The sequence below is a fragment of the Aquabacter cavernae genome, assembly GCF_003993795.1.
GTDB lineage: Bacteria > Pseudomonadota > Alphaproteobacteria > Rhizobiales > Xanthobacteraceae > Aquabacter > Aquabacter cavernae.
This window is the reverse complement of record NZ_RWKV01000017.1, coordinates 200,443-214,972: the sequence shown is the minus strand read 5'-3', so window position 1 is coordinate 214,972 and position 14,530 is coordinate 200,443. Positions and strand designations below refer to the sequence as shown.

Annotated in this window: 5 protein-coding genes; all 5 read left to right on the top strand. The window is 69.9% G+C overall.

Translation table 11 applies throughout. The annotated features are described in order from the left end of the window. The first annotated feature begins 13 nt into the window (after positions 1–13). The 5 genes from EJJ38_RS18945 (at position 14) to EJJ38_RS18925 (ending at position 14,345) form a co-directional block, all read left to right on the top strand. Positions 14–9,028, top strand: a complete 9,015-nt coding sequence (locus EJJ38_RS18945; RefSeq protein ID WP_127091999.1) for an autotransporter-associated beta strand repeat-containing protein — start codon at positions 14–16, stop codon at positions 9,026–9,028. A 257-nt stretch (positions 9,029–9,285) separates the two neighbouring features. Continuing rightward, a complete protein-coding gene (locus EJJ38_RS18940) occupies positions 9,286–10,638 on the top strand; it encodes an LLM class flavin-dependent oxidoreductase (RefSeq protein WP_127091998.1) in 1,353 nt (450 codons plus the stop codon). 161 nt (positions 10,639–10,799) lie between these two features. Then, positions 10,800–11,651, top strand: coding sequence for a MetQ/NlpA family ABC transporter substrate-binding protein (locus EJJ38_RS18935; RefSeq protein ID WP_127091997.1), 852 nt, complete (start codon positions 10,800–10,802; stop codon positions 11,649–11,651). 36 nt (positions 11,652–11,687) lie between these two features. Then, a complete protein-coding gene (locus EJJ38_RS18930; RefSeq protein ID WP_127091996.1) occupies positions 11,688–12,890 on the top strand; it encodes an acyl-CoA dehydrogenase family protein in 1,203 nt (400 codons plus the stop codon). 24 nt (positions 12,891–12,914) lie between these two features. After that, entirely contained in the window at positions 12,915–14,345 is a 1,431-nt protein-coding gene (locus EJJ38_RS18925) for an LLM class flavin-dependent oxidoreductase (protein WP_127091995.1), read from the top strand. The last annotated feature ends 185 nt before the right edge of the window (positions 14,346–14,530 follow it).

Here is a 14,530-nt window from a genome sequence, read left to right as displayed (position 1 = left end):
GGCGGGGGAACAGGTGACCGGTCTGGCGCGACATGCGGGGCGAGTCCGCCCGTTTACGGGCCTCGCGGCGGTGCTCCTCTCGGCGACGGCGCTGTGCGCGCCGGGCCGGGCGGAGGACCTGTATGTGGGCGGCCAGCGGCTGGTCCTGACCCATGAGACCTATGACGCTGTTTACGTGGGCATCCCCGTCGAGAATTCGGGTGTCGCGGGCTATCTCACCATCCAGAATAACGGCGTGCTCACCTCCACGACCGCCACGTTCGGCGTTCCGGTGGGCCTGAGCACGGTCCTCATCTCCCAGACTCCGGGCTATGGCGTGCCGAGCTGGACCGTGAGCGGAACGGCGCAGGTGCCGCAGAATGCCAAAGCCCAGGTGACCCTGGCCAATGCGGGCATCCTGTCGCTGGGCAGCGTCTCCACGCCGGGGACCCTCACCCAGGCGAGCGGCTCCACTTTCTCCCTCGTCATCGGCAGCGCCAGCGGCGCGGCGGTGGCGCCCGGCTTCCTCCAGAACACGGCGGCCATCCAGACAGAGGGCGTCTCCACCAGCCTCGTCTTCAATCACACCGCTTCGGGCTACACGTTCGACACCGACATCAGTGTGGCCGCGAACCGCTCCACGGCCGTGAACCTCACCGCCCAGGCCGGGAGCACATTGTTCACCGGGTCGGTGACGGGCGCCTCCAACGGCACGCTCTCCGTGGCGCAGGGCGTGACGCTGACGGTCTCCGACAGCGCGGGCGGGGGCATCCTCGACGGCCTCACCGGCGCCATCGGCGGCACGCTGGTGCTCAATTATGCGGGCAACGTGACCAGCGCCCTGGCGCTCGCGGGCAGCGGAACCGTCCTGAAGACCGGGGCGGGCACGCTGACGCTCACCAAGGCCGAGCAGACCGACATCACCGTCCAGAGCGGCACGCTGGGTTTCTTGGTTTCGGGGGCCAATACCTCTGCGGCCTATGCCAACACCTTGTCCGGCGCCGGAGCCTTCGTGCTGTCCGGCGGGGGCGCCCTCTCTCTGGAGGGAATTCTGGCCGTGACGGGCGGGGCCACGGTCTCGGCGGGTGTGCTCCAGGTGGGCGGCCCGAACGGGGCGGGCACGCTGTCCAGCGACGTCACGGTCAATGAGGGCGCGACGCTGCGCTTCCTGGACATGTCGCCGGGTCCCTATTCCGGCGCCATTTCCGGCGCGGGTGTCGTGGGCATCGACACGCAGGGCGTCGTCAGCTTGACGGGCACCAACAGCTATACGGGCGGCACCATCGTGCGCGCCGGAACGCTGGAGATCGGCACCGCCACCGCCCTTCCCACGGGCAGGACGGTGAATGTGGAGGCCGGCGCGACGCTCGATGTGAGCGCGGCCACGCTGTCCATCGGCAACTTGACGGGCGGAGGGACGGTGACGCTGGACGGGACCGCCCTGACGGTGACGGCCAGCGGCACCTCCGCCTTCACCGGCACCATGACCGGCGGCAGCCTGACGGTGGCGGGAACGGGAACGCTGGCCCTCACCGGCGCCAGCAGCCTCGATGCCGTCACGGTGTCGGCGGGCGCGGCGCTGGAGCTGGGCGAGGGTGGCGGGCTCGGGGTCGGCGTCACCAATGACGGCACCTTCATCTTCGATATGTCCGGCTCCACCCTCTATTCCCGCCACATCACCGGCTCCGGCCTGCTGTCCGTGATCGGTGAAGGCACGGTGACGCTCGGGGCCGCCAACAGTTTCGGCGCGGGTGTCATGGTCTCGAACGGCACGCTCGTGGCCGCCGCCGCCGGGTCGCTGGGAAGCGGCACGCCCGTGACCGTGGCGGCGGGCGCCACGCTGCGGCTCGGCGCGGCCGCGGGTATCGGCGCGCTGTCCGGCGCGGGAACGGTGGACCTTGCGGGGACCGCCTTCACGGTGGGCCTCAACAATGCCACCTCCAGCTTCACGGGCACCCTTTCGGGTGGCGGCACGCTGGCGAAGACCGGCACGGGCACGCTGACGTTCGAGAGCGCGACCCTGGGCATCGACGGGCTCTCCGTCGGCGCGGGCACGCTGGTGATCGAGGACGACACGCAACTGGCGAGCGGCGCCGGGGTGATGGTGGCCGGCGGCGCCACGCTGGCGCTCCGCCAATCCATCGCCATCGGCACGCTGACGGGCGCGGGTGTCGTCGAGACCAGCGGCCCCAATGTGCTGGACCTGACCGGCCCCGGCGGCGTCTTTTCCGGCTCCATCACGGGCAGCGGCAGCGTGACCTTCGCGGGCAGCGGCACGACGACGCTCTCTGGCGTCAACAGCTATGTGGGGGCCACCACCATCGCTTCCGGCACGCTGCTGCTCACGGGCGGGTCGGCCCTTTCCGATGCGAGCCCGGTCTCGGTGTCCTCCGGCGCCGTGCTCCAGCTCGGGGCCAGTGAGACTCTCGCCAGCCTGTCCGGCTCTGGCACGGTGGTTTTGGGCGGAAACGTTCTCACCGTCGGCGCGAACGGGGCGAGCACCGTCTTCCAGGGCACCATGAGCGGCGGCAGCCTCGTGAAGGTCGGCGGCGGCACCCTGACCCTTGCCGGGACCACCGACCTGACGGGCCCGGGCCTGACCATTTCGGCGGGCACGGTGCAGATCGGCAACGGAACGACGCCCGGCGCCTTCCAGGGCGCCATCGTCAACAATTCCGCGCTGGTGGTGGTCCAGGCCGGGCAGACAGTGCTTTCCGGCCCCATCTCCGGCTCCGGCTCCCTCACCGTCACGGGCGGGGCGGGAACGGTGGTCCTCACGGGCACCAATTCCTATACGGGCGGCACCACCATTTCGGGGGGCATCCTCGCGGTGGGCGCGGGCGGCGCCTCCGGCTGGATCGTGGGCGATGTCGCCATCGCCTCCGGCGCGACGCTGGCCTTCGACACCACGGCCACCAACACGGTGGGCGGGATCTTGTCCGGCGCCGGATCGGTGCTGCTCCAGGCGGGTAACCTCACCTTCTCGGGCGCCAATACCTATGCCGGGGGAACGGTGATCTCCGGCGGCGCGACGCTGCATGTGTCGCAGGACAGCAACCTGGGCGCCGCGCCCGGCACCTCCCCGACCACAGGCGCGATCGGGCTGGAGGGCGGCACGCTCGCGGCCGATGCCAGCTTCACGAGCGCCCGTGCGGTCATTCTGGCGTCCCAGGCGCCGAATAACATTGCGGTGGCGGGCGGCGCGACGCTGACCCTGTCGGGCACCATTTCGCAGATCAATCCGTCTGCCTTGCTGGTCTCGGGGGCGGGCACGCTCGTCCTGTCCGGCGCCAACACCTATTCCGGCGGCACGCAGGTGACGGGGGGCACGCTTTCCGTGTCGGCGGACGCCAATCTCGGCGCCACGTCCGGCGGCGTGTCGCTGAATGGGGCGACGCTTGCGGCCACCGATAGCTTCACCTCCGCCCGTGCCGTCTCGCTCGGCACCTCCGGCGGGGCCATCGCGGTGTCCGGCGGCGAGACGCTGACGTTGTCGGGTGCTCTTTCCGGCGCCGGCGCGCTTTCCCTCACCGGTCCGGGCACGCTGGCACTGACCGGGACCAGCGCCATTTCCGGCACCGCCACAGTGGCGAACGGGACCCTCGCGCTCTATGGCGGCACGCTTTCCAGCGCCGGGCTGACGGTGGCGTCCGGCGCGACACTCACCGGCTACGGCACGCTCTCCAGCGATGTGTCCGTCCTCTCCGGCGGCACGTTGCGGGGCGGGGTGACGAGCACGGACAATCCCACCCGCGCGCCGCTCACCACGGGCGATCTCACCCTCGCGGCGGGCTCCAGCTCCATCCTCACCCTGGGCATCCTCGCCAATTCCGGCGTCGCCCATGTGTCAGGCGACCTGACCGCCGCCGGCACGCTCACGGTGACCGGGGATGCGGTCCACGGCGCGGGCTATTACCGCGCCTTCACCTATACCGGCGCGCTGGCGGAGACGCTGGTTTTGGGCTCCGTGCCGGTGGGCTATGTGGGCGCCATCGATGCCTCCAATGGCGGCCAGGTGAATGTGCTCCTCACCGACGAAAGCCCGTTCCAGATCTGGACGGCCAATGGCGGGACCAGCCTGGGCGGGTCGGGCCTCTGGTCGCACACCTCCGTCACCTGGAACGAGCCTGCGGCGGGCATCACCATCCCCTGGGGCGGGGAGATCGGCATCTTCACAGGCGCGGCGGGCATCGTCACCGTCTCCGGGCGCCAGACGTTCGAGAAGCTGGAATTCGTCACCTCCGGCTATGTGCTGCGGGCGGACGGGAGCAACCCGGAGTCCGGCCTCGCCTTCGCGGATGGCGGCACGCTCTGGGTGGAGGGGCACGATGTCACCGCCACCATCGCGGCGCCTGTGTCCGGCACGGGCGGTCTCACCAAGATCGGTGCCGGGCAACTGATCCTGACGGGCGCCAACACCTATCTGGGCGGCACCACCGTCTCGGGCGGCGTGCTCGCCATCCAGGCGGACAGCGCGCTGGGCGCGGCGGATGGGGGCCTGACGCTGAAGAGCGGCACGCTGGCGGCGCTCTCCAGCCTCTCCAGCGCCCGCTCGGTGACGCTGGAGACGCGCGGCACCTTCGACGTGGCGGATGGCGCCACGCTCACCTTGTCGGGCGCCATTGCCGGCAGCGGCAGCCTGCGCAAGGAGGGCGAGGGCCGCCTGACGCTGACCGGCACCAACACCTATGGCGGCGCCACCGACATCGTGGCTGGCATCCTCCTGACGCAGGGCGGCAGCGCCATTCCCGACACTTCGGCGGTGAGCGTGGCCGCGCCCGCCGTGTTCAGCCTGGAAGCGAGCGAGACCATCGGCTCCCTGTCGGGACAGGGGCGGGTGGATCTCGGCAGCAACACGCTGACCATCGGGGGCAATGCCGCCACCCTGTTCGCCGGGCGCATTTCGGGCGACGGCGGGTTGGCGCTCACCGGCGGGGGCACCCTCGTGGTGACCGGGGACAACCGCTATACCGGCGGCACCTCCCTGACCTCCGGTACGCTCATAATGGGCGAGGGCGGCACCAGCGGCGCCATCCGGGGCGACGTGGTGGACGATGGCCGCCTCGTTTTCTACCGCTCCGACACCGTGGTGTTCGACGGCGCCATTTCCGGGGCTGGCGATGTCGCGCAGATCGGCAGCGGCACGCTGGTCCTCACCGGCCGCAACAGCTATTCGGGCACCACCTTGGTCTCGAACGGCGGCACGCTCCGGGTATCGGAGAATGCCAATCTCGGCAGTGACGCGGCGGAGCTGGCCCTTCAGGGCGGCACGCTGTCGGTGACCGGCTCCTTCACCTCCGGGCGGCGCATCGACATCAGCGGGATCGGCACCATCCATGTGACCGAGGGCAACACTCTCATCTCGCGCGGCGCGGTGGAGGGCGGTGCCCTCACCAAGAGCGGCGCGGGCACCCTGGTTCTCACCGGGGACAACCTTTATTCGGGCGGCACAGTGATCGCGGCCGGGCGGCTCCAGGTGGGCGATGGCGGGCGAGACGGCACCCTGCGCGGCGACGTGGTCAATCACGGCGTGCTGGCCTTCGACCTGTCCTCCGACTTTCTGTTTGCGGGCAACATCTCCGGTAGCGGCACGCTGGTCCAGGCGGGCAGCGGCACGCTGGGCCTCACGGGTGACACCCGGCTGACGGGCGGCGCGCGCATCGAGCGCGGCATCCTCCAGGTGGGTAATTACGGGACGCAGGGCTCCCTGTCGGGCCCGGTGGTCAATGACGGCATCCTGCGCTTCGCGCGCACCGACGACATGGTGTTCGACCATGTCATTTCCGGCAGCGGCGCGGTGCAGCAGGTGGCGGGCGTCCTTACGCTCACCGCCGCCAATACGTATGCGGGCGGCACGACCATCGGGGCGGATGCCACGGTGCGCGTGTCCCGCGACGACAATCTCGGCCGCGCCGACGGCGCGGTGCGGCTGCAGGGCGGCACGCTGTCGGCCACGGCCAGCTTCGAAAGCGCCCGGCATGTGGCGCTGGCGGGCGGCGGCGCGGTCCATGTGACGGACGCCCGCACGCTGACCCTCACCGGCCCGGTCTCGGGCACGGGCGGCCTCACCAAGGATGGCGGGGGCACGCTGGTTCTCGCCGCGAACGCCGACTATTCCGGCGGCACGGTGATCGCCGCAGGCACGCTCCAGCTTGGTACGGGAGGTACGTCCGGCTCCATCCAGGGCGACGTGGCCAATAGCGGCACGCTGCGCGTTGAGCGCTCCGACAGATGGACCTTCTCCGGCGCCGTTTCCGGTTCCGGGCGCCTCGTCCAGGCGGGCACGGGCACCCTCGTGCTCACCGGCACGAACACCTATCAGGGCGGCACGCTCATCTCGGCGGGCACGCTGGTGGTGGGCGACGGCGCGTCCTCCGGCTCCATCGTGGGAGACGTGGCGAACACCGGCACGCTGGTCTTCGACCGGGCGGGCAGCATCGTCTTCGACGGCACCATTTCCGGCTCCGGCGCCCTGGTGCAGACCGGGGCGGGCATTCTGCAACTGACGGCAGCCAACAGCTTCACCGGGGGCGCGACGGTGCAGACCGGGGCGACCCTTTCCGTGGCCTCCGACGCCAATCTGGGCGGGGCGGCCTCGGACGTGTTCCTCATCGGCGGCACGCTGCTGGCCACATCCTCCTTTTCCAGCGCGCGGGACGTGGTGACGGCCACCGGCACGGTGGATGTGGCGGCGGGCGCGACGTTGACGCTGTCCGGCGCGGTGACCGGCGAGGGCGGCCTCACGGTCACGGGACCGGGCACGCTGGCCCTCTCCGCCGCCAATGCCTATGCGGGCGGCACGCGCATCCTGGGCAGCACGCTCTCCGTGGCGTCGGACGCGAGCGTCGGTGCTACCGGGGGCGGGCTGTCCTTCAATTCCGGCACGCTGCTGGCCACGCAGGGCTTCACGTCCGACCGCGCGGTCACGCTGGATGCGGGTGGCGGCGGGTTCAACATCGTCACGGGTCAGACGCTGACGCTGTCCGGAGCCATTTCCGGCTCCGGCCTGCTCTCCAAGGGCGGCTCGGGCGTGCTGGTGCTCTCCGGCGCCAACAGCTATGGCGGCGGCTTCTTCATCGCCGAGGGTGGCGTGGTCGGCGACAGCCGCAGCCTCGTGGGCGATATCCTCAATAACGGCACGCTCACCTTCAACCAGGCCACCGCCGGGCTCTATTCCGGCACCCTGGCGGGCACGGGCAGCGTCACCAAGACCGGCGCCGGCACGCTGGTGGTGACGGGCGTGCTCGCCCCCGAGGGTGGCACCACCATCACCGAGGGCGTGCTCCAGGTGGGCAATGGCGGCCGCGCGGGCTGGGTGAGCGGGCCGATCCGCAATGCGGCGAGCCTCGTCTACGACCTCTCCGGCACCTATGTCTTCCCCGAGCTGCTCTCCGGCTCGGGCGGCGTCACCCTCACGGGGGGCGGCACGGCGGTGTTCGCGGGTTCGTCTTATGGCGGCACGGTCACGTTGTCGGGCGCGAACCTGCAGCTCGCGGACGGCGCCTCCAGCTCCGCCAGCTTCGTGGTGAACGGGGCGAGCACGCTGAGCGGAACCGGCACCATCGGCGCCCTCACCATCGGCGATGGCGGCACGGTTTCGCCGGGCTATTCGCCCGGCACGCTGGCGGTGGCGGGCGACGGGACGTTCCAGTCCGGCTCGCTCTACCGGGCCGAGGTGCAGCCCGGCGGCGTCCACGATCTCATCGCCGCCGGGGGCGCCGTCACCATCGCGGACGGCAGCGCGGTCGCCATCATCGGCAGCCGCGGCACCTATGCCAATTCCTGGACCTTCAACATCATCACGGCAGACGGCGGGATCACCGGGGCCTTCTCCTCGGCCACCACCAATTTCGCCTTCCTGACGCCGGTGCTCACCTATGGCGCCACGTTCGTGGACATGACATTGGTGCGCAACACCCTCGCCTTCGCCTCCGAGGCGCATACGCTGAACGAGCGCTCCACCGCCATGGGCACGGAGACGCTGGTGGCGGGCAATGCGGTCTATGACGCGGTGGCCTCCCAGCTCCAGGGCGAGGCATTCGCCGCCTTCGATGCGCTCTCGGGCGAGATCTACGCCTCCGCCGGAACCGTGATGCAGCAGCAATCCGCCTATGTGCGGGACGCGGTGGGCGGGCGTTTGCGCCAGTCGGAGGCGGCTGCGGGCACCGCGCCGCTCGCTTATGGCGCCGGCGGCCCGGCCACCGCCACACTCGGCGCGGGCTGGACCCCGGTTCTCTGGGCGCAGGCCTTCGGTGGGTGGGGCAGCAGCTTCTCGGACGGCAATGCGGCCACCATCTCCTCCTCCATCGGCGGCGTCATGGGCGGCGCGGACGTGGCGCTGGGCGATGTGTGGCGGGTGGGCGCCTATGGCGGCTTCAGCCAGTCCTGGTTCAACGTGTCGGACCGGCTCTCCTCCGGCTCCATGGACACTTACGATATCGGCCTCTATGCGGGCGCCCGCAGCGGCCCCTGGTCGCTGCAACTGGGCGCGGGCTATTCCTGGCACGATGTGGGCGTGTCGCGCACGGTCTCCTTCCCGGGTTATCTCGGCACCAACAGCGCCGACTACACGGCCGGGCTCGCCCAGGCGTTCGGCGAGCTGGGCTATGCGGTGGCGGCGGGGAGCGTGACGGTCCAGCCCTTCGCGGGCCTCGCTTATGTGCACCTGGATGGCGGCTCGGGCACCGAGGCGGGCTCCAGCTCCGCCTTGGTCTTCTCGTCGTCGGCCATGGACACGCTTTACACGACGCTGGGCGTTCGCGCGGGGGCCGACATCGCTGTCGCGGGCCGCACCCTGTCGCCGGGCCTCACGCTGGGCTGGCGCCACGCTTTCGGGGACACCACGCCACAGACGGTGATGGCGTATGCCAGCGGCTCGGCGGCCTTCCCGATCTGGGGCGTTCCCATCGCCGCCGATGCCGCCGTGCTGGGGGCGAATTTGACCTATGCCCTGACTTCACAGGCGTTCCTGAGCCTGCGCTATGACGGCCAGATTGCCGCCACGGCATCGGAGAATGCCGTCTCGGGCGCGCTCCAGATCCGCTTCTGAGGACGGGTCGGGGCCTCCCGGCCATGGATCGGGAGGCCGTGCGCGCCATCTCCCGTGGCTGCTCCTTCCCTCACATCCGACGCCCGTTGAAACGCCCTCCGCGCGGCGGTGCGGCCATGCCCGCTTGCCGGGCGCGGATCGTGCGGGCGCGCCACGCGATCTATTTAGTATATAAATTTGATAGAATTTATTGACTGTACACTTCAGCGGTGCCTATCCTTTCCGAAATCCCGTCCTCGGGCGGAAAGGAGCATTCCATGGCCCCCGCGCCGCAGCGCCAATTGACCCTCAACCTGTTCATCTATCCCGGCGGTCATCACGAGGCGGGCTGGCGCTATCCGGGGGCGCGGCCGGAGCGGCTGCTGGATATCGGCTTCTATCAGGACCTCGCCCGCTCGGCGGAGGCGGCGAAGCTGGATGCGGTGTTCTTCGCCGACAGCCCGGTCCAGGCGGACGACATCCGCTTTGCCTCGCGCTTCCGGCTGGAGCCGCTCACCTGGCTTTCGGCGATCGCGGCGGCCACCAGTCATATCGGTCTCATCGGCACCGCCTCCACCACCTATTACGAGCCCTATAACCTCGCCCGTCTTTATGCCTCGCTGGACCATCTCAGCGGCGGGCGAGCCGGGTGGAACATCGTCACCACCGCCGTGCCCCAGGCCTCCGCCAATTTCGGCCTGTCCGACGTGCCGACCCATGCGGACCGCTATGCCCGCGCGGCCGAGTTCCTGGATGTGGTCACCAAGCTCTGGGACAGCTGGGAGGATGACGCGCTCATCGCCGATGCCGCCTCCGGCGTGTTCGCGGACGGCGCGAAGATCCATCCCATCGACCATGTGGGTCGCCATTACCGTGTTAAGGGACCGCTCAATTCCCCGCGCAGCCCGCAGGGGCGGCCGGTCTATGTGCAGGCGGGCTCCTCCGATGACGGGCGCTCCTTCGCGGCGCGCTATGCGGAGGCCATCTTCACCGCCCACCAGACCTTGCCCAGTGCGCGGGACTTCTATGCGGACATCAAGCGGCAGGCCAAGGCGCTCGGCCGCAACCCGGACCATGTGAAGATCCTGCCCGGCATCAGCCCCTATATCGGCTCCACCCAGGTGGAGGCGGATCGCCTGTATGACGCCTTCAATGCCCTCGTGCAGACCGACTATTCCCTCAACCAGCTCCGGCAGATCACGGGGATCGACTTCTCCGGCCATCCGCTCCAGGCCGAGGTGCCGCAGGATGCCTTCGAGGCCGCTCCGCCCGCCAAGAAGGCGGCGAGCCGCTATCAACTCGTGCTGGACATCGTGCGCCGCGAGCGGCCCACGCTGCGCCAGCTCATCGACCGGCTCGCGGGGGCGCGCGGCCATTATGTGTCGGTGGGGACGCCCGAAAAGATCGCCGACGAGATCCAGCTCTGGTTCGAGAGCGGGGCGGCGGACGGTTTCAACGTGATGCCGCCCTGGTATCCGGCGGGGTTCGACCTGTTCGCGTCGGAAGTGGTGCCGATCCTGCGGCGGCGCGGGCTGTTCCGGAGTGAATACCGGGGCCGCACCCTGCGCGACCATTTCGGCCTGCCGCGCCCCGAGAGCCTCTATGCCCGCGAGGCCCGCGTGACCGCGTGATGCCCCAAGCCCGGCCCGCCCTGTCGGTGTGCCGGGATCGGGAGAGGTGTGTTCCAATCTTTAGTTTACTAATTCAATAAAATTAATTCTATTAATCCCAGAAGCAGGCTGGCGGGGTGCCCATTGGGGGGATCTCGCGGCCCCAAACCGATGGACATCCCATGACCTGGTCCCTGCGCTCCCGCTTCCTCACCTTGGCCGTTTCGGCCTTCGCCGCCGTGGCGCTCGCGGTTCCCGCCGGTGCCCAGGCGCCTGCGGCTTCGCCCGCCGCGCCCGCCGCTTCGGACAAGCCGCTCAAGATCGGCGTGTCCGCCGGTCCCTATGGGGATGTGCTGCGCGAGGCGGCGCGCCTGTCCGCGCCGCAGGGCGTGACGGCGGAGATCATCGAATTCAGCGACTGGAACCAGCCCAATGCGGCGCTCCAGGCGGGCGATATCGACCTCAATAATTTCCAGACGCAGCCCTACCTCAACAACCAGATCAAGACCCGCAACTACCAGCTCACGGCGCTGGACACCTCGCTTCTGGTGCCGGGGGGCATCCATTCCAAGAAGTACACGAAGGCCGAGGACATCCCGGTGGGGGCGAAGATCGCCATCCCCAACGACCCCACCAATGGCGGGCGGGCCTTGCTGCTGTTCCAGAAGGCGGGGCTCATCAAGCTGCGGCCCGGCGCGGGGCTCAATGCCAGCCCGCTGGACGTGGCGGAGAACCCCAAGAAGCTCCAGATCGTGGAACTGGACGCGGCCCAACTCTCCCGCTCTTTGGATGACGTGGCGGCGGCGTTCGTCTCCTCCAACTATGCCTATCTGGCCGGTCTCGACCTCAACAAGGCGCTGGTGGCGGAGACCTCCCTTGAGGAATCCAAGCCCTATTTCACGCTCTATTTCGTGGCCCGCACGGACCGGAAGGACGATCCCCGGATCCTCAAATTCATCGAGGTTTACCGCTCCCAGCCGGTGAAGGACTTCGTCGATGCCCGCTTCAAGGGCAGCATCCTGCCCGCGTGGTGAGAGCGTCGTCGGACCATCCCTGAAGGAGCCGCTTCCATGACCCGTTCCTCCGTCCTACCCCTCGCTTCGGCGCGCTCCGCGCCGGTTATCGACTGGGCCGCCATTGCCGGGGCGGTGGCGGAGGCGCTGGCGGTGGATGCGGCGGACCGCGACCATGCGGGCGCCGCCCCGCTCCGGGAACTGGCGCTGCTGCGGGAGGTGGGGCTTCTCGCTCTGCTGAACCCGGCGGCCCATGGCGGGGGTGGGGGCAGCTTCACCGACGCCTTCCGGGCGACCCGCATCGTCAGCCGGGCGGACACCTCCATCGCCCAGCTTCTCTCCTATCACTACCTGCATCTCACCAATGCCCTGTGGCGGGCGGATGCGGGGCAGGCGGAGCACCTGTCCCGCGCGTCCGTGGCGGGGCGCTGGTTCTGGGGCGGGGCGTCCAATCCGCGCGATCCGGAATCCGTTCTGGTGCCGGAGGGAGACGGCTTCCGGCTTTCGGGCCGCAAGACCTTCGCCTCCAATGCGTCGCTGGCCGACCGCATCACGCTGCGTGCACAGCTGGGCGAGGGCTTCGCCGTGCTTGTGGTGCCCGGTGACAGGGCGGGCGTGACCCATGCCAATGACTGGGACGCCTTTGGCCAGCGCCTGTCGGAGAGCGGCACCGTGACCTTCGACACTGTGCGGGTGGAGGCGGACGAGGTGCTGGGTGGCATCGGTGCCGCGCCGCCGCCGCGCACCAGCCTCGTCGTGCCCTTCCACCAGCTCCTGATCGTGAATTTCTATCTGGGCACCGCCGAGGGGGCGTTGGCCGAGGCGAACCGCTATGTGCGGACCGTCTCGCGCCCCTGGGCCACGTCCGGTGTGGAGCGGGCGAGCGAGGATCCCTACATCCTGGAGCATTACGGCGCGCTGGACGTGGAACTGCGCGCGTCCCTCGCGCTGGCGGACGTTGCGGCGGCCAGCTTCGAGGCGGCGGCCGCGCGGGGCAACGACATCACGCCCGGCGAGCGGGATGTGGCCGCTGCCGCCATCTATGCCGCCAAGGTCCATGCGGGCCGCACGGCCCTTGAGATCACGTCGCGCATCTTCGAGCTGATGGGCGCGCGGGCCACCGCCGGGCGGCACGGCTATGACCGCTTCTGGCGCAACATCCGCACCCACACTTTGCATGACCCGGTCTTCTACAAGGCCCGCGAGGTGGGCAATTACGCCCTCAACGGCCGGATCACCGCGGTTCCCCTCTATAGCTGAGGCGCGCCGCGCCGGAGACCCTTCATGAGCCGTCCGAGGCAATTGCGTTTCAACGCCTTCAACATGGCGGCGCCGAGCCATACCTGGGCCGGCCTATGGGCCCATCCGCGCGACACCGCCGCCGATTACAACACGCTGGACTACTGGGTGAAGCTCGCCCAGACCGCCGAACGCGGCCTGCTGGACGGCATCTTCATCGCCGACGTGTTCGGCATCTATGACGTCTATGGCGGCGGCCCGGAGACGGCGCTGCGCACCGCCGCCCAGGCGCCGCAGATCGACCCGACCCTGCTGGTGCCCTCCATGGCCGCCGCCACGCGGCATATCGGCTTCGGCGTCACTGCCAACCTCACCAACGAGCATCCCTATCTGTTCGCCCGCCGCTTCGCGACGCTGGACCATCTGACCGGCGGGCGGGTCGGTTGGAACATCGTCACCGGCTATCTGGAGAGCGGCGCCAAGGGCATGGGGCATGGCCAGAACCGCGCCCATGATCTGCGCTACGAGGCGGCGGAGGATTTTCTCGCGGCGCTCTACAAATTGTGGGAGGCGAGCTGGGAGGAGGGCGCGGTGCGCCGCGACCGGGCGGCTGGCATCTTCACCGACCCGTCCAAGGTCCACCGCATCGTCCATGACGGGCCCTACTACCAGGTGGACGGCATCCAGCTCACGGAGCCCTCGCCCCAGCGCACGCCGGTTCTCTACCAGGCGGGCACCTCCGGGCGCGGTCGCCTGTTTGCCGCGCGCCATGCGGAGGCGATCTTCCTGAACGGTCAGACGGTGCCGATCCTGGGCGAGGCGGTGCGCGGCATTCGCGAGGCGGCGGTCGCGGCGGGCCGCGACGCCTATGACATCCGCATGTTCGCGGGCGCCACCGTGATCGTCGCGCCCACCCGCGCGGAGGCGCAGGACCTGCTGGCCGACTATGCCCGCCATGTGGACACGGCGGGCCAGCTCGCCTTGCTCTCCGGCTGGACCGGCGTCGATCTCTCCCAGGCGGACCCGGACGAGGCCATCGCCTATGTGAAGAGCAATGCCATGCAGTCCGCCCTGGAGAACCTCACCTTGCGCAGCACCGTGCCGCTGAAGGTGCGGGACCTCGCCACCCTCTCCGCCACCGGCGCCCGCGCGCCCTTCCTGGTCGGCTCGCCCTCCGAGGTGGCGGACGGGCTGGTGGCCTGGGCGCGGGAGGCGGATCTCGACGGTTTCAACCTCAACCGGCTGGTCTCGCCCGAGACCCTGGAGGCGTTCGTGGACCTTGTGGTGCCCGAGCTTCAGGATCGCGGCGTCTACAAGACCGCCTATGAGGAAGGCACACTGCGGGAGAAGCTGTTTCCCGGACGCGGCCCGTTTCTGGCGGACACCCATCCCGGCGCCGCCTTCCGCGCGCGCGCCGGCGCCCCGGCCTGCACTGAGCGCGTGAGCGGCGGTCGCTCTTGCCCGCAAAACGTGTGAGGCGCGGCGGGCCGCGACCTGCCACAACTTCACCTGATCCGGCCGGGCCGAGCCGATCCCGGTTATGACTTTCCATGGCTGGGGTCGGGCGTGCCTCGGCCCTTCCGTCCCCGTCCCGCGGTGCCGCCCGGCACGCCGCCTCAACCCGTGGACCGCCTTGCGCGGGATCCGCATCCTGGAGACCG